Source organism: Mesorhizobium sp. M1423, assembly GCF_040317575.1.
In the GTDB taxonomy this organism is placed as follows: Bacteria; Pseudomonadota; Alphaproteobacteria; order Rhizobiales; family Rhizobiaceae; genus Mesorhizobium.
The window spans coordinates 118875-140911 of sequence record NZ_JAMYKU010000012.1 but is presented as its reverse complement, the minus strand read 5'-3'; the positions used below and the strand labels follow the sequence as shown (position 1 = coordinate 140911).

Sequence of the window (22037 nt, the reverse complement as noted above, 5' to 3'; positions counted from 1 at the left end):
TGCCCTCGTTCTCCTGTTCGGTCCTGCCCCGCCTCCGGTGTTGCCAGCTCAGCCGTCCTGAGCAGCGATCGCCGACACGACGTCTTCTATATCCTCATCGGACAGGAATGGTGCCTGTGCAAAGACGGTCGAGGCCTCGCCGCTCAGCCGCGCGGCCAGGTGCCCGAGGCCGAGCAGGTTCTCGGCGCCCTTAATCCCGAGGGCGATCTCTGACGTTCCGACGCTGGCGACCTTGAGGATCAGCCGATTACCCAGATTGTCACGCAGCTGAACAGGCATGACCCCGGCATCGGGCCGTTGTGCCGCAAAGACGAGGTGAATGCCGGCGGCTCGCGCCTTCACTCCGAGCCTGGAAACGATCGAGGTGACGGCACCCTTGTAATCCTCGGTCAGCATCCATTCGGCGAACTCGTCGTGGATGAGAAACTTCATCGGCAGCCGTGCTTCTGGCGCGGCCTTGATGTTGAACGATCGGACGTCGCGAGCCCCGCTTTGCCTGAACAGCTCGTACCGCCGGTCCATCTCGACGACGAGCCCCTCCATCATTTCGATCGCGGCCGCTTGGTCAACGACGATCCCACCCTTCACATGGGGCAACCGCTCGATAGCGGAGTAGTCGACGCCCATTTTAGGATCAATCAGGTGAATGTGCACCAAGGCACTAGGATTGGTCGCTGCGATGTCGAGGATTAGCGCCTGGATCAGCACCGATTTGCCGCTGCCAGTCGCGCCGGCAATCAGCGTGTGCGGGTCGTGTTGTGAGACGCCAGCAAAGGGGCCGCCCAAGTTGAGATAGAGAATTTCTCCGTCCAGCTCGCGCAGACCGAGAAGGAAGCTCGTGTTGAGACCGGCGGCGTTGCGGTTCAGGGCACGGCGCTCCCAGAGATCCCACATTGAGACAATCTGCCGCTTTGCTCTTGCCACGCCCACTACGATCTCGCCGGGCAGTGGCGAGATCGAGATCACTCTCAGGCCATGCGTGGTCAGAAGGGCCGACTGCTTGGCCTCGATGTCTTCAACGCGCAGGCGATCGCTGCCGACAAATCGCACCAAGGCGGCGTTTGGCGTCAATCGCGTCCCAGCGATCTTGGCCTGTAGATTGTACCCCATAAGAGCCGTACGCAGCCGGCCGGCTGTTGCCTCGAGCCATTGTTCGTCCTCGTCAGCCGCAGACTGCACCTGCCCCGCCCGTCGGGTCACCATCCCGGCAAAACTCTCGATGTCCCCGGGAATCGGTCCTTCCACCTCCTCCTCCCGATCAGGCGGAGTGGCGTGGGCAGCCGAATGAGGACCACCCTCATCGGCATCGGCAAGAGGCGCTGTATCGGCACTTCCCTTGGGCCCAGCCGGAAGGGGCGCGGGTGTCGTTTGCGGAGGGCTCAGCGGCGACGCGTCCGGCTCGGGGCCGGTACCACTGGCTGGGCCACTCTTCGTGGTCCACCGAACGCGTGGCGCTGGCGCGCGAAACTCAGATGTCTCCCACGGCCTGCGATCTCCCAAGGCGCTTCTGATCGGCATCAACCAGTCAGAGGCCTCATAGGCCTTGATCAGTTGCCGCAGACCTTCGCGCGTGTAGATCTCCTGCAGTCCCCGGACCTCGGTCACTTCGTCCTGATCGCCGGCGGAGCCACCCGCGTCTGCGGGTCCCGAGACAAAAATGTGGGAATAGCCCTTTAGATCGATTTCCACCGTGCCGTTGCGGATGCCGTTCCTCACCTCCTCAAGCGAAAAGCTTGCGGTTAGTGCCGACGGCTCATCGAGCAGGATGTCCGCAAGACGCGAAAGCCATAGGTCACGGTCAAGCCGTCCTGGATCGCCGAAGAGCGCGTCCTCGATCCGGCGCATCGTTTGTCGTAACTGTTGGCTAGAATGACGTTTGGCTTCCGCCAGGCCACTGGCCTCGACATACTTCGCTTCGGTCACCACAGCGCGAAGCCTGGGGTGCCCATCGGGCCCCGGGTCGACGCTGAGCGCAAGAATGTCGGCAATCCCTTCCTCTCGCTGGCCCAGCCATTGTGCGTAATCGTCGAGAAGGAACCACGATGCCGGACGCTTCAGAAGCTCCTCAGCAACAAGCGCACGACTGAGGACCAGGCCTATTAATTCACCAGCCGATACGCCGCGCTTGGCCGCACGCAGTATGACATCGCCGGAAATGGCCGTCGCGTCGGCGATCATCCTCTGGGCAAGCGCCGATAGACGCGCGTCGCTAAGCCCGAGGCTGAGTTGATCGAGGCGTCGACGGACAAGCACCGGAAGGACACGCAGGTCGGAGGTCGAGGACACCACCATGTTGCGGCCGTGCGTCCGTTCGCGCCGATATCGGATGACCTTGATGCCCTGCGCCATGAGCTGCCGCTTGTCGAGGAGGTCGTCATAAGTGGCGACCCACTCGGCCAGGCCGTGAACATCCTTGAACATGGCCTCAAGGCCATGGTCCTGCAGCGAAATCTGACGCGCGGGCAGATAATGCTCGTTGTCGCGATGCGACTGTTTGCGGATCACGGCTGCCAGAGCGTCGAGATAGGACCAGCCGACCCGAGGTTGGCGAGGCGAAACCAGATAACTTGTTGCGGTGAGCTGTTCTTCTCCAACAACCCGCCGATACGACCAGCGAGGCGGGACGTGGTCGGCGATCGAAGGATCCGAGTCATCCTTGCGAGGCACGGAAAACCAGGCCTCCTTGGCCTGACGCGATACGACATCATGCAGGAACGCCACGTCCACGCTGCGCTCGTCAGGCGCCCGGCGCCCCGTGCTGCCCTCAAGCATCACCCCGATTCTGAGCTTCGACATGAAGTTGAGCGACGTTTCACTGACGACGATTGCGTCGGGGTCGTTGCCCGACTGATCGAGGAGATCGGTATAGACCTTGTTGAGCTTCGAGCGGTCTCGATGGCGGACGAGGACGTTGCAGTGGACCTCGTCTTCGTGAACTGACCCCAACGCGTTGACCGTGGCCAATGGCAGGCCTGCAGCATCGCAGTTGTAGAGCATGATACTCAGATTGGCGCGCTCGTGCGGCTGCAGGTCGAGATAACGGCCGATCAGCCCGCGGATCTCACGCGCAGCCTCGGCAGGATCCACATCGGTGGAGGCTTCCGAGGGATCGCGAACCGGCCGTTCCATGAAGCTGTAGTCGTTGAGCGTGCTCGTCTCAGTCAAAAGAACCGCCTCGCCTCCCGTGAAACCCGGTACTGCCTCCGGGTAGTAGGGATGCGCGAGCTCGGAGCGGAGATCGGCAAAAAAGAGCCGCTGGTCGCCGAAGTTGACCTCTTCTGCCTTAAGCAAGTGGTCAATCAATCCGCAGAGAGAGCGCATCTTGACTGCCGTCGCGGCCATCCGCATGGGGTGCCAAGGTGCTACGATCGCAGCCGGCGTCGATCCGGCAATCTGAACCGTGCCGATCCTGAGGATCGGTTCCCACAGGTCCCGCCGATTTAGATCGCCTGGCGCCGAGCTACGAAGTTGATCCAGCAGCCTTGCGTATAGATCGGCCTGTTCGAGCTGGGGTGTTCCCCCCATGCCGTTCGTCCGCCAATCGTCGATGGCAGCCGAGTAGCCCACGACAAAGGCAGTCCACCTCTCTCCAACGTCTGCGCCGGCAGGGGGCGTTATACGACTGCCCGCGACGGCTGCCTTGATGGCCCTGGGCAGAGCCTTGCTTAAGTCTTCAACCTTGGTCGATCGTGGAACCAACGATCCCGCATCCTGGCGAAAAGAGGGCTGCAAAGTGCCTACGTCGGCGAGGGACACCGACTGCATCGCTCCCTTCTTGCTGACCAGCATGCGTGACACTTCGGCAATGCCGAATGGATTCTTTTCGAGCCTGGCCAAGTCATCGGGCAACGCCAAGCCGATCGCGTTTGGCTCGGCCCGCCAGATCAACTGGACCGTGTTTTTCTCCGCACCCGGGCCGCTTCCCACAGTCAGAGTGAGGTCGAACTTTATCTGAATGTTGGCGCGCGACGTCGAGACGTTCTCGCGGAATTTCCGGCTCTTGCTTGCGGCTTCGAGCAGCACCTCGAACTCGAAAATGTGCGGCGTGTCCCAGCTAACCGCCTGTGGGAGAACCTGACGAAGGGCCTTGTACTTGAGGCTGAAGGCGCGGGCTACGTCCGCATTCATGTCCAGCCATTGCGTCTTGGTCCGGCGTGAAGACCGGATCTCGATCCGGCGAGGCATCTTGAGCGTGCCGAGCTGAGCAAAAAGCCGCTCGATGCTGCGGACCAAGCCATCGAGGAAATCCCTGCACTCAATAGGGCGTCCGTAGACGAACTTCTCCCATTTGGCGCGCAACTGCCTGTTGGCCGCCAGATCCTCCCGATGAGCTTCGAAGAACTCGCGGTCGTCCTCTCGCGATTCCTTGAGGGATCGACCCTTGAGATCGCTGAGATACGCCTTGTCCGGATCGTTGAGGCGATCGGGACGCTCGTAGTCGAAAAACTGAGCGGTCTCTTCCGGAAGCTTCAACTTCTTGAGCTTGAGGCCCGAGAAGATGAGAAGGATATTGTCCTGTTCCCACTCGAGCTCAGCGAGTTTTTCGGTCGCCTCCCGCCACCCGGCTGGCGAGTCGACGAATGCCTCGATCATCGGGTGCAGCTCGGCGGCGATCTCGTCTCGAACCGTCTCGAACTGATCCCGCAGCTCGTCGGCTTCGATCGGCTGGCGGTTGGGCCGCTGCTTGGAAAGCAATGGTCGACGGTCAGTGATGAGTTTGTCGTAAAGGCGTCGCCAGCGGCTTTGCTGCTGCAGGTCCTTTGGCCGCTGCGAGCGGAAATATCCTGTGTCGCGCGGCAATTGCAGTGCAGGTAGCGCCCAGCCAAGTGCGTCCGCCACGGGCAGCGACATGCTGTCGATCGCGTCTCGCGTCATGGCAACATAGTTGCTGAGTTGTGCGAGTGGCCAGTCATCGACACTGGATAGGGCCTTGAGGGCTATGTGCCATGCTTCGACGTGCTCTTCCGGCAGCCCAAGACCATCGGATGCGGGAAGCACCCAATAGGCGGGTCCTTCCTTGAGTTCCTTGGCGCCGATCAGCGCCACATCGTGCAATGAAGCGCCCTGATCGTCGTCGGTATTCGCGATAAGGAGCGCGGGACGGTCGCATTCGGCATGCCGCCACGCCACGGTCCTCTCGTCGGTGATCACGGAATCGGGCAGGCCCTGGCCATCGACGAGAGCGCGGGGCACGGCGATCTTGACTTGCGACTGGATCGAAGCGTCAGAAACCAACTGCCTGACGATCGCGGAAACCTGCGGCCCGGTGAGGCGATCGAGCATGAAGCGAGCTGTGCCGCTGTCGGCCCCGAGACCCTGCAGGCGCTCTTGCAGCGCCGCAGCCCCTGCCGTGCCGATCAGATCGAGAGCGTTCATGCTCGCACCTCGCGGCGAAACGGATTTTCCACATAGGCGGCCGAGTCCGACAGCCGGTTGAGCAGGCCGAGGCTAATCAGCCGTTCCTCCAGTCGCCGCGCATTGTCGGAGAAGTCTTCCTGATCGGCTTTTCCGGCGCCGATGATGCTCGCTGCCTGTTGATCTCCGATCACGAGACCGTAGCGGTCGTGCAGCGCGGCGAGGAAGTCCTTGAATTCCATCCGCTCGCTCACGCAGCAAACAACCAGCGTCTTGAGCAGCCGGTCGGTCGGTGCGTAGCGCACGCGGCGGCTTGAGCGACGCGAGCTCAACCCGATCTGCCGCGCCCAGGTCGAATGAACCTTGCCCACATGTTGCGCGTGCCTGGTCTTTGCTCTGCCGACGAGCTCGTCGATCAGGTCGCCAGGATTGCTCATCCCGGTCGGTAGGTAATCAGGATCCGGCCAGTCGAAATGGCGTCCCAATACCTCCGCCGCGCTGAGAACGGCATCGTCCGATGTAACGGCGAGCTGCCACTCATGAGAACTTTCGGCACTGCGGACGTAATGCTCAATGGCAAGACCCGGCAGCGCATTGTTCGCCTGAAAGGAGTCCGCCGCAAGGTCACGGATCACGGTCTTTCGTGGCGATACGATCTCGCAAATCATCGTGATGGGCACCGAGTCCAGTAGTTCTCGCGCCCGGTCAAGCTGGTACCGAACAAGATTGAGCCCGGTGATGGTTACGATGTGCGGCAGAGCGTCGAACACCGAAATCGGGCTATCCAAAATAGCTATCCAATCCTCGGCAAGCTGATCGAAGATCGGGTGGGTCGAGCAAGGCAAGTATGAACCCGGCCGATCACGCTCGGCAAGTTGTGGCTCCCCTTGCAGCGCAGCGACCAACCGATCGTAGACGGTTGGCTGCTCAAAGAGCTTTGCGACCAGCCGTTCTTTGAGCTCGGCGACTCGCTTGGACCGGCAAAGCATCAGGTAGAGAACTTCGCCGGTTCGAGCGAAGAAACGTCTGTCGGTCGAAACACCGGACGCCGTCACAGCGGCATCCTCGTAAAGCGCGCTGGGACCGAAGGGGAAGACGAACTTTGAACTCCAGCGTTTATTGCTGGTGCCTTCGATGGCGGACGACTGCAAGAACCCCACCACAGAGGCGAAGTCGTCGAAGCTGTCGAAGCGGCCACGGAGGTAACTGAAGTCGCGGCTCTCAAGGCCGCCGGCGTTCTGTTCCATCAACTCCAGCCATTTGGTCCAGGCTGCATCGTCGGAAAGCTTTTCGGCCCCGATGGTCAGAAGATAGGGATTGTTGAAGATCAGATTGCGCAGTCGCAATTGCGTCTGCGGACGATAGGACAGTGCGTTGAACTCCTCTTCCGCCAAGGCGCGGCCGGCAACGTGCTCCGATCGGAGCACGCCAAGGAATTCAAGCAGAATCAGCCAGGGCGTCTGTTCGTCATGCAGGCGATGCCCCCAGATCGCTTCATCGACCCAGAACGCGGGTCCAGTGCGATCCTCATGGGAAATTGGGCGTTTCAAGATCTCCATCATCAGAGCCTCACCGTCACGCTACGCGATGATGCACGACCATCAGAATTGAGGTCGATGAACTTGAGGACGATCCCGTCACTGCGATCGTCACCGTCAAGGAACCGCCGCCGTTCGACGGCGCTCAGAAGCCGTGCCTTAAACGCAAGAAGGTCCTCGTGGCACTCGAGCGAAAAACTCGTAGGCAATGCGCCCTCGGCCACACGGCCCAAGAACTCAAAGCGGGTCGTCGACAATTGCAGCGTGACTTCAGGCGGATCATCACGCGCAAGCCGAACCACCAGCTTCATCCCTCCATCCCCGTCACCGAGCAACGCCACTTCCTCGCCAGCCCGGCGGGCGACGGACACGAATTCCTCCAGCAGAGGACTGGTCCTCGACTGCGATTGGCTTCCCGAACTTGCAAGTACCAATTCGTCCTGGTTCTGGATCAGCATGCCGGTGAACACCCGATTTAGCCCGCGCACGAGCATGGGCATCACCTGCCGCGGCAATGCTCGTTTCTCGGCCAACGCGCGACTGGTTTCGAGATAGAGCCCGGCGTACCGAAAGACGGTCAGGTCCCAGAGGTCCAACGTGTCTGCCAGGTCGTCTGAGATGGTAAAGAACAACCGCTGACGCTGCCCGCGAAGGAGCCCGAGAAACCGGGCGACAGCGCTCGGATCGTCGCCCTCGAGGTAGGACTGTTGCGCCCGTTTATAGGCTGGCGTCTCGCCGTAAACCTGATCGGTTTGCACGAGGGCTCGGTAGGTTTCCACCAACGCCGGATCGTCGGCACCGTAGACCAGCATATTGTCGACTTTGTTGCTCGTTTCCGAGCCGATGCCGAACAGGTTGAGCTTGCGAAAGGGTTCGGTTCTTTCTGCGCGGCTTGGTTTCAAATTCCCGCCGAATACATTGCGGTAGGGACTGGCACGCTCCGCCGTTCCCGCGGCTGCCAATTCGGCGACATCGGTGCACGCCATTAGTCCGTCGCGTGCGTCGGGATGGCCAAGAATGATGTTCGTGACGAGGGATAGGACCTGCCGGATGGTAAAGTGACCACCATTATGTTCGCTAGCTTCGACCAGATTGCCGAGCCGTCGCCGGAAGAGACGATTGTCGTGGGTCCCGACCAGCCGTTCACGGTTCTCGCGGATCGGACAGGTTGCCCCATTTAGCGCCGGACAACCCCCGCAGCCGCTCCAACCGGGGTGCAGCGTCACCGCGTCAATGACCTGATCGATCATCACGGCGGCGGCAGACCGGCTGAGATCCCTCAAATCGAGCTTAATCGCAGAGTTCCCACTGCGGCCAACGACCAGGAGATTCTCGACCACCTCGACCAGAGCGCTTGTCGTCTTGTCGCTGCCGGCGGTCTTCATTTTTTCGAGAAGCTGGCCATGATTGGCTGCCATCAGGTAGACCCTGGGGGAATTGGGGTCTGCGACATCCCACGCCATCTGCTCAATCAGCGGCTTACTCTCGTCGGAGCGAAGCTCACTCAGATCCTTGACGACGATGAGTTGGCGAGACCCCAAGCTGAGGCGCTGGATCTTCTCTCCGGCGTTCCAGTCCTCAATCGTGCCTCCGAGCTCAAGCCACACGCGTCGGCAGTGATAGGTCTTTCCGTCGCCGGCGGTGCCCGTGAGGATGATGGACTGGCACTCGTCCGACCTGAAATTATCGACCAGCCACGCAAGATGCTGGGCGGGCAGCTCAATAGGCTGCATCTTCAAGCGAGCCAAAGCCCGCTGAATGGTCTCGTCGTACATATTGTCGTTGGTCGGAATGGGCCCGTAGTTCCGAAGAAACCGGATCCAGTTGTTGGTCGGCATGCGCTATCCCCCCACGACTGCCGCCTTGCGCTGACGACCGTCCTGGAATTCCAGCGCAGCCCCATGAAAATCAGTCAGTTGCACACTACTGTAGAACTCGTGAAACGCAACAATACAACACCGAGGGGTCGGCGAACGCCATCTCCTCACCCCTTCGCGGCAGGGTTCCAAAGATTGGGGCCCCGTTAAACGCAGGGGATAAGACGTCCTTATTCATCTGTGCGACCATGAAACCGGCCAAGCGAAGAACGCGCCGAGTCTCTCAGACCTAAAAGCTAAAACTTGCGATCAATGGGCAATGGTCTGCGATGCCGAGCAGCGGCTCGGGATTGTCTTTGTTGGGATGACGACTCCCCCCGAGTCTTCCAATCGAGGTATGCGTCGCATCACCTCGAGGGACAAGGCCCGGTCCCAGCAAGATGTGGTCGAGCCCGATGGGATTTCGGCACCCAAGATAGGTGTGAAACCTCAAGACATCGACTTCTGGCGTATCAAGTGCCCGCGTCTCACCCATCCCGCACAGAAGCTTCCCAACCTCATTGAGAGGACACAGCTCCTTGAGCATCGTGAAGGCGCTCGATGCAGGCTTGCCGTCGATGACTTCCTCAAACAGGGAGCTCACGCGCACGCCGGCGGGGAGTGGGGTTGTAGGGTCGCTGCCATCACTTCGCACTGCTCGGGAGTCCTCAAGCTCGTGCCAGAGGTTGCGATTGAAGTCGCCCAGCAGGATGGTCTTGTCGGTGACCGCCGTCTCTCGGTCGATCCAGGTCTCTAGGGGGACGATCTGGTCGTGCAGGATCTGGCAAGCGGACGCATCTCCAGCAAGTGGGTTTCCACCGATGGGGGAGACGCAGCTCGATTTCAGATGCACATTGAGGACTTGCAGACGCGTTCCGCCGATATCGATGGCCAAGGACAGCCCTGGCCGGGGCTGATCCTTGGGTGGCCTGACATCTTTGAGCGTCAGAGGGTCTTCGGTCGCGCAAGCGATCTGGCTGCCCAGAGACCTCTTCCATGCGATGGCAAGACGTTGGACCTTGAAGGTCGTGAAGGAGCAGACCTGCCAATCGGCAGCGCCGTTTGGCAAAACCTCAAGAACAGCTTCTTTGCCGCTTACTTCCTGAAAGGCGATGATATCGGCCGGAACGCTGTTCGCGATGAAATTTTGTATTTGGGTGCGGCGTTGCTCGTACGCGGCGAGTGTGACGCGGACGGTGGCAAATCCGAATCCCTGCTTATTGGCTCCGTAGACATCGCAAACAGGGAAGCGGGCGGCATCCCAACCCTCTATATCGAATGCGTTGATGTCCCATCCGAACCGCGCACCGATCTGTGTCGATGGGCGGTATCTTTTTGTGGTCAGGTCCAACTCGTAAGTTGCGGTGCAGGCTTCGATCCAGTCCGTGACTGTCGCGCGATCCATGTGCCAACCCAGATTCCAGGTGGCAATGCTGATATCACGCGCGGCAGCCGCGCCCGCCAGACTCGAAAACAACAGGCTCAGAAGCACAAATAGGCGACGCATCAATGACCCCCTGAACTAACAGCGTGTCCGAAAAACCGGCAGCAGGCCACTATTCGCAGAAATGATCCAGTTCAAACTGGTAATCGCCAAGCTGCTTGCGCGCTGCCAGGACCGCATCGAGACGCCAGAAACGGGGACCCTCTACGATACGAGCGTCTTTTAGCCCGTCGAGCTTCGTTGCGATCGACAGGGCGCGTAGGAGAACTGCCCGTGCCTGTGTATCCGATTTCGAGTCCTGGAGCGAACGCACGAGGTCAAGGCCGATTGGATCGTCCATCTGTCGCAGCTTGTGCGCCAGCGCGCGATAGACGATGTCAAGGCCCGCATAGGACAAGTGGTTGGACGCGTACCTTTTGAGCAGGTCGATTGTCGCCGACGTGCTGCCGTGATCGCTCTTCAGCGACGCGGACAGCGCCTGCGCTACGGAGACGTCGGTGACTTCGATGATTTGTACGCCTGTCAGTGGATCGGCAGCGCGCGGCGGCGCTATCTGTACGTCGTAGGCGACGCCTCTTTCCAGACCTGAGACCCAGCGATCGGGCATGGGCGCCCAGCATGCAAGGTCGATCATTTCGGATGCATACGCCGCGATATCGCGCTCATCCTTGATGCTATCGTCGAGTCGCGAGACCAGTCGGGCCAATGCCGCGGTGCTGAGGAAGCGACCCTGCGCGGCAAGCACGCGTGCAGCTAAACCAGAATCGAGAGCGAGGCAGCGCGGGTCTTTGCCTGTTGTGTCAAGCGCACAGTTCCACAGCGCAGTGGTCCACTCTTTGCTGAGGGGAACCACGCGCGCAAATCTCGGCAACCAGATGGCGTCTGGATAGAACATCTCGCCATTAAGGACGAACAAGCCAAAACGCCGAATGATCAGGTCGAGGTCTCGTTCGTCGAGTTCGCCGCGGCGAGCAAGCAACAGGAGGGGCGGGAGCGACCATGAACGAGTGGCGTCCCCTTCCGCCGCCTGTCTCTCAGAGTCTTTCGCCATCAGCCACATCATCAAGCCTTCCGCGCTGCCCATGCCGGAGGCTTCCGGGCCCGCGGCAAAATATTCGACAATTTTCATCGACAGTTCACACCAACTCATTCCGCACTTGGCCAGACGCGGAAACACTGCGGTGTTAGGTGCGACGGCAAGCTTGGGGCTTCGTGCTATCTCCTCGACGAATCGCAATAAGGCAAGCCAATCCGCCGATTTGACCGCTCCGCGTTCAGCGCGAACGGAGATCAACAATACTGCCGCTTCCAGTGAGCGTCGCCTCGTGTCCTCATCCCCGAGCTCACGATAGGCCAAGGCAAGGCCCGCCAAATAAGTCCGTATTGCCTGGTCGGAAAGCCCCGAAAGCCCGTAGTCGGCGATCGTCTGCACGTCTTCGACGGCGTAGAGGTCGACGATCTCGGGGCCATTCAAAAGAAAATAAGTAGGGGGGCAGGACCGTGCCCGATCGAGCAACGCAGCTTCGAGTGCAAACTGATATTCGCGGATTCGATCGCGCCGAATGTTTGTCGCCTCGCAGATACTGGTCATGTCAATGCGTGACGAGACGAAATCCATTCGGCGGGCAGCTTCCTTGGATAATTCGGATGTCAGCCGAAACTCCCAGTTTTCTTGATCACCTACCGGGTGATTGACCAGCCCGCCTATGCCGCCGCGCATCAGGGCGGTTCGGGCGTTGATCCGCTCCTCGTCCCAGCGAGGCGAAGCGGGCTCAAGATCGTCGACTGCGACTGCCAACTGGACACCCGATCCTACCGCAACGGGAAGCAACGAGGACATCCAGGCCGGGCCGGGCCGCAACTCGATCCAGCCGTTCGGCTGAACAGCGATGTGGTACTGCAGGAAGTAAAGCAACAGGCCGATTGTAGCGGCGATCGTTACACCCCAGCCAAACACACGTCTGATTCTGCCGGCCAGCGCTCGTCGCGGTTCCGGTGCAGAAGGAGGACCGATTGTTGCATCAGACCAGGAAAGCTCAAGATGGCCAGCGCCATGCAGCTCCGGCGTCTGCATGCGACCGCCCGCAAATAGATAGGCGAGCTGTTCGGTGCGCTCCCTTGCGAACACAAAAAGCCGCGACAGGTCACTCGATAGCGATACGCCAAACGGCGTTGCTATTGTGGATTTGCGCAGTCCGGCGAGCGCGAACAGTCTCTTGTCGACGAGTGCCTCGTGCAGCGCGATCGTGAACAAACCCCTGCCAAGGGCAGGGTGCTCGTAGGCCAGTTGCCGCGTGGATGCGCCAGCAAGGATCAGGACATTTTCGTGGCCAATTTGTTTTGACAAGGACGCCTGAAAATCTTGCGCGACGCCGCCGGCATGGCAGAAGTCAAGTACCGCCGATACCTTGGCCGGTCTGGCAAGCATGACCAGATCGGCAAGATCGCTGCCCGCCAGGTCAATCCCATCAGGACGAGCGTCATAGGTACAGAACCAAGTCTCTTCCCCAGTCTGGTCACCATGACCCGAGAGCACCAGAATGAGTTCGCATGCTTGCTGCCCCTCCCTGGACCCTATGTCTCGAAACATGGTCTCCAGCGACTTGCGCGTAAGATCCTCATCATGGAGACCGGTGGGCGGATCGCTGGAAGAGAGAACGGCAATTGCATTGGCCAAGGAAAAGGCTCCCTCCACAGAATAACGCAGCCGAGACCGCGAACTCATGTAGATGGGACTGGAAAAGCGATCGGCAGCTATACTACAAACATATCTGGACTGGTTGGCAGTCGAACTGGAGGATTGGACATGAGTGGCGGAGTAGCGTTGACCACTGCGCTGAGCGTTTTCCTGGTTGGCCTTTTTGGGGGCTTCGTCGCCGAGCTTGTTCATTGGTATGGCCTAAAGACAAATCCACGGTTTCCAGAGTATCTAAAAAGTGCACCGTACTGGATTATCACAGCGCTGATGATATTTGTCTCGGGTGCTTTTACTTGGTTGAATTTTGGAAGCCAAGCGCAGGCATTGACGGCATTCCAAATTGGACTCTTGACCCCTCTCATACTACAGAAAGTAATCTCTGGCGCTGCCGGCGCGGAGACCGCGCGCTCACCACGGGCCAATCTGATGGATTTCTTTCGCGGTTGAAAGACCCGCCTAGCGGCAAAGCTCAATGTAAGCCGAGGCGGCCCCCCGCTTCTTGCCGATCCATAGTCGACGATCACAGCGAGCGGGAAGCCGCAGGCAGGTGGCCACCAAGTGTTGCGGTTCGTGGAGAGTAAGCTCCGTGAGCTCTGAACTCCGTAACATATCCAGGCGTATCAGCGTAGACGGACTGGCCCACCGGGACTTAGGAAGCATGGGTTTCACTTCGCTGCGGAAGGCTGGCCGAGCTTTTGGTCGAGGGACTGCCTGAATTCTTGCTTCTGTATGTTGGAGCCAGTCGGCCTACGCTTCGCGAGATCCTTGGCTATCTTGGTTACGGAACCATCGAGCACTCGATGCAGCGTTGACAGTAATGTCCCTTCGTCGTTATCGAAATCGCCGTGGTGCCTTGCTTTAGAGGCTGGACCCGGAGCTAAATTCCACTGCTTGGTTGTTCCGTCGAATAGCGTCCCCAGCGCATCTTTGGCAAATCTTTCCATGCCGAGGATAGGAACTCCGTCCTTTAGAGCAGGGATGTGAGGTGTTGTTTCAAACGCGTTGCTGACAAGATAAAGCAGCGACTTATGATAGATGCCGGCGCAATCGTCGTCCTGCTCCGTTGGGTCGTCAAGCGTATAAAGATCGAATTTCTCGATCATTCCCTTCTTGAGCGCTGGCAAATAGGTCTCATTGAAGAGCGCGACTGTGCACGCAGGCGCCCAAAGACTGACAGTTTTTAAGGGGACTTTGGCCTTGGCGAATTTTGAAACGACCGGAGCATGAAATATCGATCCGGCGCTATGTCCGACGAGATGGACCTCATCAATCTCACCGTCCTTGTGGAGCTTGATGAGATGGTCGGTTACCAAGTTCGCCGAGCCAAGTTTCTCTTCCGTCGCCATCCGCGCGTTTTCTTTCATCTCGTCCCACAGCGCTTTACCTCCGAGGTTTCGCGCGCCGACCTCCAGAGTGTCGTCTAGCCTGTCGAGCATGAAATCTTTGGCTTTGTCCAGGAGGCCTTCGTCCCGCCGACGCCCAATTGCGTCCCTCAATATGTTTGACAAAGTCGTCCAAACGTCCGAGCGCCAGATGAATGAGAGAGGATAGACCTGCGATTGAAGCAACGGCGCGAGATTGCTTGAAACCGTTTGCACCGCAGCGTCCTGACCGACCAAACCGCCGTGAGCATAGAGCAGCACACGCCTAGTTTGCCATGAAGACATGGCGCGCGGCATCCGCTCAGTTATCAGAGTTTTCAACCCAGCAGGGGTTAAGCCATAGGTGCCCTTGTCGTCCAAGACACCATTGTTCTTCGACGTGATGATGTATGGACGAAGGTCTGCATAAACCTGGCTTTGGTAGCTGCGCGGAGCGTCCGCTCTCATGTTTGCGGTAGCAAGCGACGAGGTCAGGTCGACGGGTGCGCCGAGTGACGCGACCCATACGTCTGTGCCGTTCGCGAGCCAGTCCGTGTAGGACAGGTTTGCCAGCCCTTTTGCGCCCCACTTTTCCCCCCAGCTGTTTTGAACCCAGAAGCCTCGGCGATTGTAACCTACGATCGCAAAGGCGTGCCCGCCAATCTGCCCGGGACGATATTCAATATTCTCCTGTTCCGGCTTGACCGACTGCCATCCGTCGTGAACGCGCGCCGTGGCATACAAAATGCCGGTTTCGTTAATCGCCGCGTGCATGCCGACGAGGTCTTTGTGATTCACGCGAAAATAAGCGCCGAGCGGACGAGCAAGCGCGTCCGCAGACCGCTTTTCCTCAACAGTGGGATCGGGATCGCGTTCCTTCCAGAGCGCATAAGCGCAAAGACCGTGCTTGAACCATCCCTTCATGGCTCCCCTCGCACTGGATCCCTCGTAATTTTGCCCGGGCCACTCATCATAACGCTTGGCCATCGCGTAAAGCATCCAGGCACTTACTTCGTCGGCCGCCGGATTCCTTTCTCGGACCCTCAGGAGATAGTTTGCGACCGTCGCCAAACCGAAGCCGGTGCATGCGCCTTCTCGGCCCTGATCCAGGACGGGTATGCCAAGGCCATAATAGGCGCTGATATCACTTTCGGGTGCGACACGGATAAGTGTCGGCGTAAAGATTGCATCTCGGAAGTCAATCGTGTCAGGCAGTGCGTCGAAGGTTCTCTTTGTAGCTGCAGCCCTTGCCATTTCCCCACCCATGATCCCGGAACGTAAGTGTGCGTCAGTCGCCGGTCACGGCTGCGCAATATTCGGTGAATGCATTGACATTTTCCATATAGATCTGCGCCCGAGGGCCACTCCCGTTGTAGGGGGGTAGAATTTTTGGAGGCAGATATCAAAGTCGCACCACTGGCGGTCCCGAAAGAACTGCTCGTCTGGCTTCACTCCTTGCAAGTCGTACTTAAACCTTCTGTAGCCGTTGTAGACCCCGCGGACGATCCGAATGACGCTGAAGCCTACGCGTTTTATTCGCTTCTTCGATAGGCATCGCAGTGAAATCAGGTCCGAATGCTTGGGTGTTTCTTGGGAAGGCGGTCCGCGGTGCGCCGCAGTAATCGCCGCCTGCGAAAAAAAAACATTAACGTTAGACGATCTCGTGGACCGACATCTCGTCAATCCAGCTAAGCATCTCCTGGCATACGATCGCGCATAAATGCTCGACCCCGTAAGCCTTGCGGTCCGCCACAATACTCACGCCAAACGCAAGGTCTGAACGCAGTTTATTCTGCAGAAAACGTAGCCCTCGAACATAACTAAAGAACGAGTCCCAATGAAAATCAAGACCCAAGCCATCTATGACAACATGAAGACGGTGGTATGGACAGTCGTCGTCGGCAAGGACCGCAACACAACAGCCGCTTCCGAATCCGAGACGGCCTCCACCCGCCTGAGCGTTTGCAGACACGCCGGCTTCAGCTGTTCTCGCGCTACTCCCGGACGTTTGGAGCTCGCTCATCATACATGTCGATTTCAGAGAAAACCCTCGATGACGCTCATTCGCAAATTCATATGGGGTCTTAACTGAATCTAGTGCGCTGATTTGTTCAAGGTGCACCCGCCAACTTCGACATTACGACAAATAGGAGTCGACTCGCCAAGCTTTATTGCTAATATAAGGAAGCGGAAATGAAGGGGTGGGGGGCGTCGATGGGTATCAATCTAGATATCCCTGGCATCTGGACGTACCGTAGCTTTCTAAATGTGCCGGGGAATGTTGGCGATTTTGGCAAACTGACAGTCTGGGAAGCCGAACTATCCCTCGAAGTTGGCGAGGACGGGCACATCTATGGTTTATTGGGGGAGCGCCCAGATCGTTGTGTAGGTACCGAACCCTACTTACTCGTTGAAGGCACCGTTATACCTGGCAACCCTGCGGTGATCAGCTGGCGTGCCAAGGGCAAGCCTCAATCCGAGTATGACGGCTGGATCTACGACTACCGGGGCTACCTATCCCCCGAGTGGCCGGACGCGCCGCGCAATCGCCCAACGATCGTAGGGACCGTGACGCGCACCGTGGCCCATAATGGAGCGCCGGCGGGTTCAGTGTTCTCTTTTGTCGCGGTCAAGTCGGATTTCCTTGAACCACGCAAAACGATACCCCTAGCGAAAAGCATCATCGACATGATGAGCTCGGCAGAGCATCGCTACCATCATGCGCTTTGGCACGCCTCGCGCGACACATGGGACAACCTGAGCGACCCCAAGAAGGAGGCTCTGCGCGCAACCGGTTGGCAGCCTGGCCCAAAAACCAAAGAGCGAGCAAGTCTGGCGGCCGATCGACTTGCCAACGGTTCGGGCGAAGATTTTTTCTACATGCACCGGCGCATGGTGAAGGAGGTTCGAGCTATGGATCCCTCTGTCGGGACCTGGCGACGTCTGCCGCAGCAGCAGTTCCCCTCGTCGTTTGCGCCCGAAACGAAGGCGTCGCAGATTGGCAATCTCGACGGATACTCCCTGCCGCCAGCGTGGGTCGTGCCGGGTGACCCTGACACGACGAATTGGCTGTTCGAATTGAGGAAAACCTCAACGCTTTATGGCCGATTCCAGGCATGGGAGGCGCTTTATACCTCCGCGGACTACCTCGCCTCCCTGTCGCTCGGCGAGCTTGGTTCACGGATTGAGTTCACCATCCACAATTGGATGCATATGCGGTGGACCTCGGTGACCCGCGACCCTACCGGTGATGTGGCCAAGCGCGGTTTGCCGCTTCCCAACGGCCGCGACGCACTGGACTTCGATGAAAAATGGCTGGATCCCGAGTACGACTATCTAGGCGAGACTTTTTCATCGCATATTAATCCGATTTTTTGGCGGCTGCACGGGTGGGTCGATGACCGCATCAACGACTGGTATCGCGCCCACGAAGCTGTGCGACCTGGAGTGGTCAAGCCAATGACCCTTGACGGTGTGGAATGGTTCGCGGTCGACGGGACTTGGGTGAAGAACGACGAGCCGTGGGAGGGAGCGCGTGCGTCATCATCCCCAACCCATCACGCTGGGCACAATCATCCTGGTCACTCGGGACGGGTCTTGGATGTGCCGACGATGCAAGCGGCCTTAAGGATTATTTACGGCCCCGAACCGGACGCTGCGCCTTCAGCAATGGAAGACCACGGGCAGGCTTTGCCCGGGACGCGGGCAAGCTGGTTTAAGAATGTCCCAGCGTAAAAGGGTTTAGCGGGGCGCTGCAAGTCGGGAACCCGGCAGACCAAGATCGCCGAATGCGTTTCATCACGGATGGGGAGAAACTTTCATATGGCACGGACAAAAGAAAAGACACTATCGCCCGCGAAGTCCACCAAAGCCAGCGTTTCGCCGGAACTCCGGGACGATAAAGCCGCCGAGCGCAATACCAAGCCCCTTGTCCACTTCATCCGCGAGGGTGTCCGCTGCGACACCGAAGAACGCGGGCACAAGACCCCAAAGGGCAAATCCCCGTTAGAAATCGTCGTCGACGCCTCAGAAGGCTTTATTCCTTTGTGGGCAAAAGGAACAACGCTGCGCTGGAAGTTCCGTGAGAGCTCCGTGCAATCGTTTGCAGATCCCGCCAAAGTCAAGGCTCAAGTTGAGGATTTGTTCGCGAAGGCCATTCTTGCTTGGGGCGATGCAGTGCCAATCAAGTTCGCGCAGCGAGACGACGCCTGGGATTTCGAGATTGTGGTGAAACACAGCGACGACTGCGACGTCAACGGTTGCGTACTGGCCAGCGCGTTCTTCCCCGACGGCGGGCGGCACGTCGTGACTATCTATCCCAAGATATTCGAACAAGACCCGACAGAGCAGATTGAGACCTTAGTTCACGAAATCGGTCACATTTTTGGACTTAGGCATTTTTTCGCGCAGGTCAGTGAGACCGCTTGGCCCTCCATCATTTTTGGGACGCATAAGAAGTTCAGCATCATGAACTACGGCGCGGACAGTAAGTTGACCGCAGACGACACTGCCGACCTGAAGAAGCTCTATTCACTGGCTTGGAGCGGCCAGTTAACAGAAATCAACGGAACCCCGATCAAATTTATGACGCCGTTTCACACGAGTGGCGAGCCGACAGAAATCATCTCGGCCATGGAACCTGCGCAAACCTTAGCCAGGGTACAGCAGCTTTTGTCGCCCTAAGATTGATACGGCCAACTTCTATCATTTCGAGAACCTGCGGCCTTAGGTGGATAGGAGCAGTAATATGATTTCGCTCGTCGTCTTTGTCGCATCGGTGGGGTTAGCGGGGCGCAGCAAAGCGGAGGCAGGAAACTCGCAACGGTAAATCTTGCGGTGCGCTTTGGCGGTTATGATTTTCACGCTCTCACCGATGAAGGTCTTGCAAAAGGCCGTCACAGTCCGAGCGGTGATCTTATTTCTCGGAAATATGTTACCTCGCTGGTGGCGCGTTCGCGCACCGAAAGCTTCATTCGAGGGAAGCGCGAAGGGACTGACGGACCAGCGATGTCATCAATCTGGTAGCTGTTCTGATTGGGACCATAGGAGCGGTATCTGGGGAGCGTCTATTTTAAAGGCGGTGGCAGTCTTTCACGGTGGCGGACCCCAACCCGCTAGGCCGACGGCCCCATAAGCTTCCTTCCCCACCCGTCCCCAAGAGGTGTCGGCCCGCTTCCTTTTACTTTACGTGGGGAACTTGGCAGCGACCGTTAACTAGGTGTAGGGCAAGGAAACGGAGAACGAAACGCGACGGCACTCACCCCGGGAATCTCGTCACCAGAATGTGGCTTGCTCGATCGCTGCATGGATGAGAACGCTGCCGGGGGCAAACGCGCCTCCTGAACCGCTTCGAGGGCGCCGTAACAAGCTATCCAAGCCGCGATGTGCATCTTGCCGGTTTTTTGTCGGTACAGTAGTGGCGTCGTCGTTTCCCCGATGCGCCAACCAGAAGTCGAAGAATCCGAAAGTCAGAGCCTTCGGGGCCAACCGCGACGCTGCCAACAGTTGTGATCAGAATCAGAAAAAATAACTCCGGCAACGACAATCGCTGCGGAGCTATATAGCCAATATCACACACTTGAGTGATGATGGCCTAGAAGAGGCTAGGGGGCTTCATAAACTTTTCCGTCATCGAGTGCCGTTCAGGCACAAGGATTTCATTGGAATCGCATCTACCTTCTTTATCGCCGAAGCGGGCATTTAGATTTTATCATTAGAAGGCTACGGCTGAGCATAGGGGGTAAGTCGAGGAGGGAATTATGTCCCTTCCCGAAAAGCTTATACATTTTTAAGTCTGAGCATTGGGGGTGGTATCTATGTGCTTCTGGCGCTGCGTGCTGACGTCTGTCTTCTGCCTTGCCGTTGCCGACTGCGGAACGTACGTTCCGAGCACTCGCGAATGGCCCAACGCAAACACGCTTAAAGAAAGCGACATGATCAGCACGATCATCAGAAGCGTTGGCTGCGAGCTTAGTTACACCGTAACGCAAGTGATAGAGAATGACAGAAGAGACGCAAAATATCGAAAGACACAACAGACCTATACCGATTTCCTCAACAACTGGGGCGTTGAGGTCGCCATCAACCTCACGGTTGTCGAAAAGACATCGGTGAACCCGACGGTCCTTCTTACCCCACCTTCGGGCCCTTCATCGATATTCACTGCGGCTGCTGGACTAGCAGGTTCCGCTGAAGCGACCCGTCTGCAAAAGACGAACGTCTTTTTCACTGTGGCGGATTTGTACAGGCCCCAGTTTTTCTCCGTCGACTCCTCTAAAAGAGGGTGCCGCGACCCCCTTGGAAACAAGGAAGGCTCCCTCCTTGTCGACAGTGACTTGAAGCTGTCCTCACTTCTTGAAGGTCGCATCGGCGCCACGATACTCAATGTTGCTGACAGCCCGGGATCCAGCGTGCCGATCACCGGACAGAAAAACGTGCTTTCGCAAACCGTGTCCTTCAAGATCGTCACTTCCGGTTCGATCACGCCGACCTGGAAGCTCGTTCGGGCGAGTGTGAACCCCTCCGGAACATTCTTCAGCACAAATCGCGACCGGACCCACGAACTCGTGTTCACGTTCGGCCCGCTTGATAAATCGGTCAAGGGAAGGCCAACGGGCCTTACGCCTTTGGCCGAGGCTACGCATCTCAATACTCAGCTTCAGACCGGGCTCAGAGGCCTGGTCAGTCCCCTCCAGTGAAGGTGTTGTTCGATGGGAAAATCAAGGAAAACAGTTCCCGAAGCGCAGAAAGCTGACAAAGCCAAGTCGCGTACCAAAAACGACAAGAAGACAAAGAGTCAGGAACGCCTACATTTTCAAGCGTTGGTCAGTGTCGGTGCAGAGGACATAGGCCCCCCTGACCAGATTTCCAGGATCAAGGAGGCTCTGAGTTCCAATCAGCTTGATGATCACATGATAACGGAGCTCATGCTTCATTGCGCTTCGGTGTTGGCTTTCAGGCGCTCTCAGGCAACTGGGTTGAAAGAGAAGACTTCGCCGGTCGACGGCAGCTGCTACAAGGGGGTAGGCGGAAGTGACCAAGTTACCATCTGGTCGAACGGGTTTGCTGTCGAAACCTGTTCCCGACAAGAGGCAAGAGATCGGGGAATCCCCGCCTGCGGATAGTCCTTAGGTGCTCGGACTGGTGTTAGGGAAGATCTGCGGCCCGAATTAAGGGAGCGTCTTTGCAGAAGAATAAGCCTTTCGGCTAGGGGGCAAATGAACAATCATGTTTAACCGCAACACTAATTGTGCGGGTGGGGGCATAGAACATGACGTCAATTTCGCGTGATGAGCCTGGCGGTCTTAGCTGCCGGCGCGGTCGCTTTCATTGCATTTATTGTATGGTATTATGGGCATAAACAACCCAGGTCGTTTCACGACGCTTTCATCGGCTGAAGGTGCTCGCGGACTTCTGACCTTCTTGTTTGCCTCGAGTGCTACCGGGGTGATCGTGCTGGTCGCCGTTTCGACGTTCTGGATGGGGCCGGAGGACGTTAAACTACGATTTCCACTAGGCAAGGACCTGCTCGCCATCATCATAGGTGTCTTGGGGACCATTCTGGGCTTCTATTACGGCTCCGCGGGATTGGGACGGCGGCGCCGCAGGCCTTGACGATCTCGGAACTCCCTTGGAATCAGGAATCCCTGCCAAGCGGCAGTAAGGCATCAATTGCTGGAAAGCTGTCCGGTGGAACGCCGCCCTACCAGGTCGAGCTGCGCTATCAGCCCTGCTGGGTGGAGCAGGTCACAAAGTCGTTGCCCACGATTGCAAAGGTCAACGGAA

At 58.2% G+C, this 22037-nt stretch carries 10 protein-coding genes; 4 read left to right on the top strand and 6 right to left on the bottom strand.

The features are described 5' to 3' along the window. Nucleotides 1-48: 48 nt before the first annotated feature. The 5 genes from NKG95_RS17070 to NKG95_RS17050 form a co-directional block, all read right to left on the bottom strand. Nucleotides 49-5376, bottom strand: coding sequence for an FtsK/SpoIIIE domain-containing protein (locus NKG95_RS17070; protein WP_353041613.1), 5328 nt, complete (start codon nt 5374-5376; stop codon nt 49-51). Continuing rightward, the gene (locus NKG95_RS17065; RefSeq protein WP_353041611.1) at nt 5373-6917 is read right to left on the bottom strand and encodes a methylation-associated defense system protein MAD7 family protein; all 1545 of its coding nucleotides are present in this window, start codon (nt 6915-6917) and stop codon (nt 5373-5375) included. Before NKG95_RS17065 ends, NKG95_RS17070 begins: the two co-directional genes overlap by 4 nt. Beyond that, complete coding sequence (locus tag NKG95_RS17060; protein ID WP_352720308.1) at nt 6917-8731, bottom strand: hypothetical protein; 1815 nt, start codon at nt 8729-8731, stop codon at nt 6917-6919. Before NKG95_RS17060 ends, NKG95_RS17065 begins: the two co-directional genes overlap by 1 nt. 268 nt (nt 8732-8999) lie before the next feature. Then, a complete protein-coding gene (locus NKG95_RS17055; RefSeq protein ID WP_353041609.1) occupies nt 9000-10256 on the bottom strand; it encodes an endonuclease/exonuclease/phosphatase family protein in 1257 nt (418 codons plus the stop codon). Between the two features lie 49 nt (nt 10257-10305). Continuing rightward, nucleotides 10306-12870, bottom strand: coding sequence for a caspase family protein (locus tag NKG95_RS17050; protein WP_352851207.1), 2565 nt, complete (start codon nt 12868-12870; stop codon nt 10306-10308). A gap of 147 nt (nt 12871-13017) precedes the next feature. Here NKG95_RS17050 and NKG95_RS17045 point away from each other — a divergent pair, with 147 nt between their 5' ends. Continuing rightward, entirely contained in the window at nt 13018-13338 is a 321-nt protein-coding gene (locus tag NKG95_RS17045; RefSeq protein ID WP_352642569.1) for a hypothetical protein, read from the top strand. A 218-nt stretch (nt 13339-13556) separates the two neighbouring features. Here the strand turns inward: NKG95_RS17045 and NKG95_RS17040 are convergent, their stop codons facing one another. After that, nucleotides 13557-15506, bottom strand: a complete 1950-nt coding sequence (locus NKG95_RS17040; protein ID WP_352849143.1) for a C1 family peptidase — start codon at nt 15504-15506, stop codon at nt 13557-13559. Nucleotides 15507-16466: 960 nt separating this feature from the next. Between NKG95_RS17040 and NKG95_RS17035 the strand changes: the two genes are divergently transcribed. The 3 genes from NKG95_RS17035 to NKG95_RS17025 all read left to right on the top strand — a co-directional run bounded on the left by NKG95_RS17035 (nt 16467) and on the right by NKG95_RS17025 (nt 20950). Further along, nucleotides 16467-17987 carry a hypothetical protein gene (locus tag NKG95_RS17035; protein ID WP_353041606.1) on the top strand — a complete coding sequence of 507 codons (1521 nt, stop codon included), beginning with the start codon at nt 16467-16469 and terminating at the stop codon, nt 17985-17987. 87 nt (nt 17988-18074) lie between these two features. Further along, nucleotides 18075-18935 (top strand): matrixin family metalloprotease, encoded by an 861-nt coding sequence (locus NKG95_RS17030; RefSeq protein ID WP_353041604.1) that lies wholly within the window; start codon nt 18075-18077, stop codon nt 18933-18935. 1250 nt (nt 18936-20185) lie between these two features. Next, entirely contained in the window at nt 20186-20950 is a 765-nt protein-coding gene (locus NKG95_RS17025; RefSeq protein WP_352720295.1) for a hypothetical protein, read from the top strand. The last annotated feature ends 1087 nt before the right edge of the window (nt 20951-22037 follow it).

Coding starts and splice junctions, on each gene's coding strand:
- NKG95_RS17070 (WP_353041613.1), bottom strand. CDS start 5,376: ATGAACGCTCTCGATCTGATCGGCACGGCAGGGGCTGCGGCGCTGCAA.
- NKG95_RS17040 (WP_352849143.1), bottom strand. CDS start 15,506: ATGGCAAGGGCTGCAGCTACAAAGAGAACCTTCGACGCACTGCCTGAC.
- NKG95_RS17035 (WP_353041606.1), top strand. CDS start 16,467: ATGGGTATCAATCTAGATATCCCTGGCATCTGGACGTACCGTAGCTTT.
- NKG95_RS17025 (WP_352720295.1), top strand. CDS start 20,186: ATGATCAGCACGATCATCAGAAGCGTTGGCTGCGAGCTTAGTTACACC.
- NKG95_RS17060 (WP_352720308.1), bottom strand. CDS start 8,731: ATGCCGACCAACAACTGGATCCGGTTTCTTCGGAACTACGGGCCCATT.
- NKG95_RS17065 (WP_353041611.1), bottom strand. CDS start 6,917: ATGATGGAGATCTTGAAACGCCCAATTTCCCATGAGGATCGCACTGGA.
- NKG95_RS17030 (WP_353041604.1), top strand. CDS start 18,075: ATGGCACGGACAAAAGAAAAGACACTATCGCCCGCGAAGTCCACCAAA.
- NKG95_RS17055 (WP_353041609.1), bottom strand. CDS start 10,256: ATGCGTCGCCTATTTGTGCTTCTGAGCCTGTTGTTTTCGAGTCTGGCG.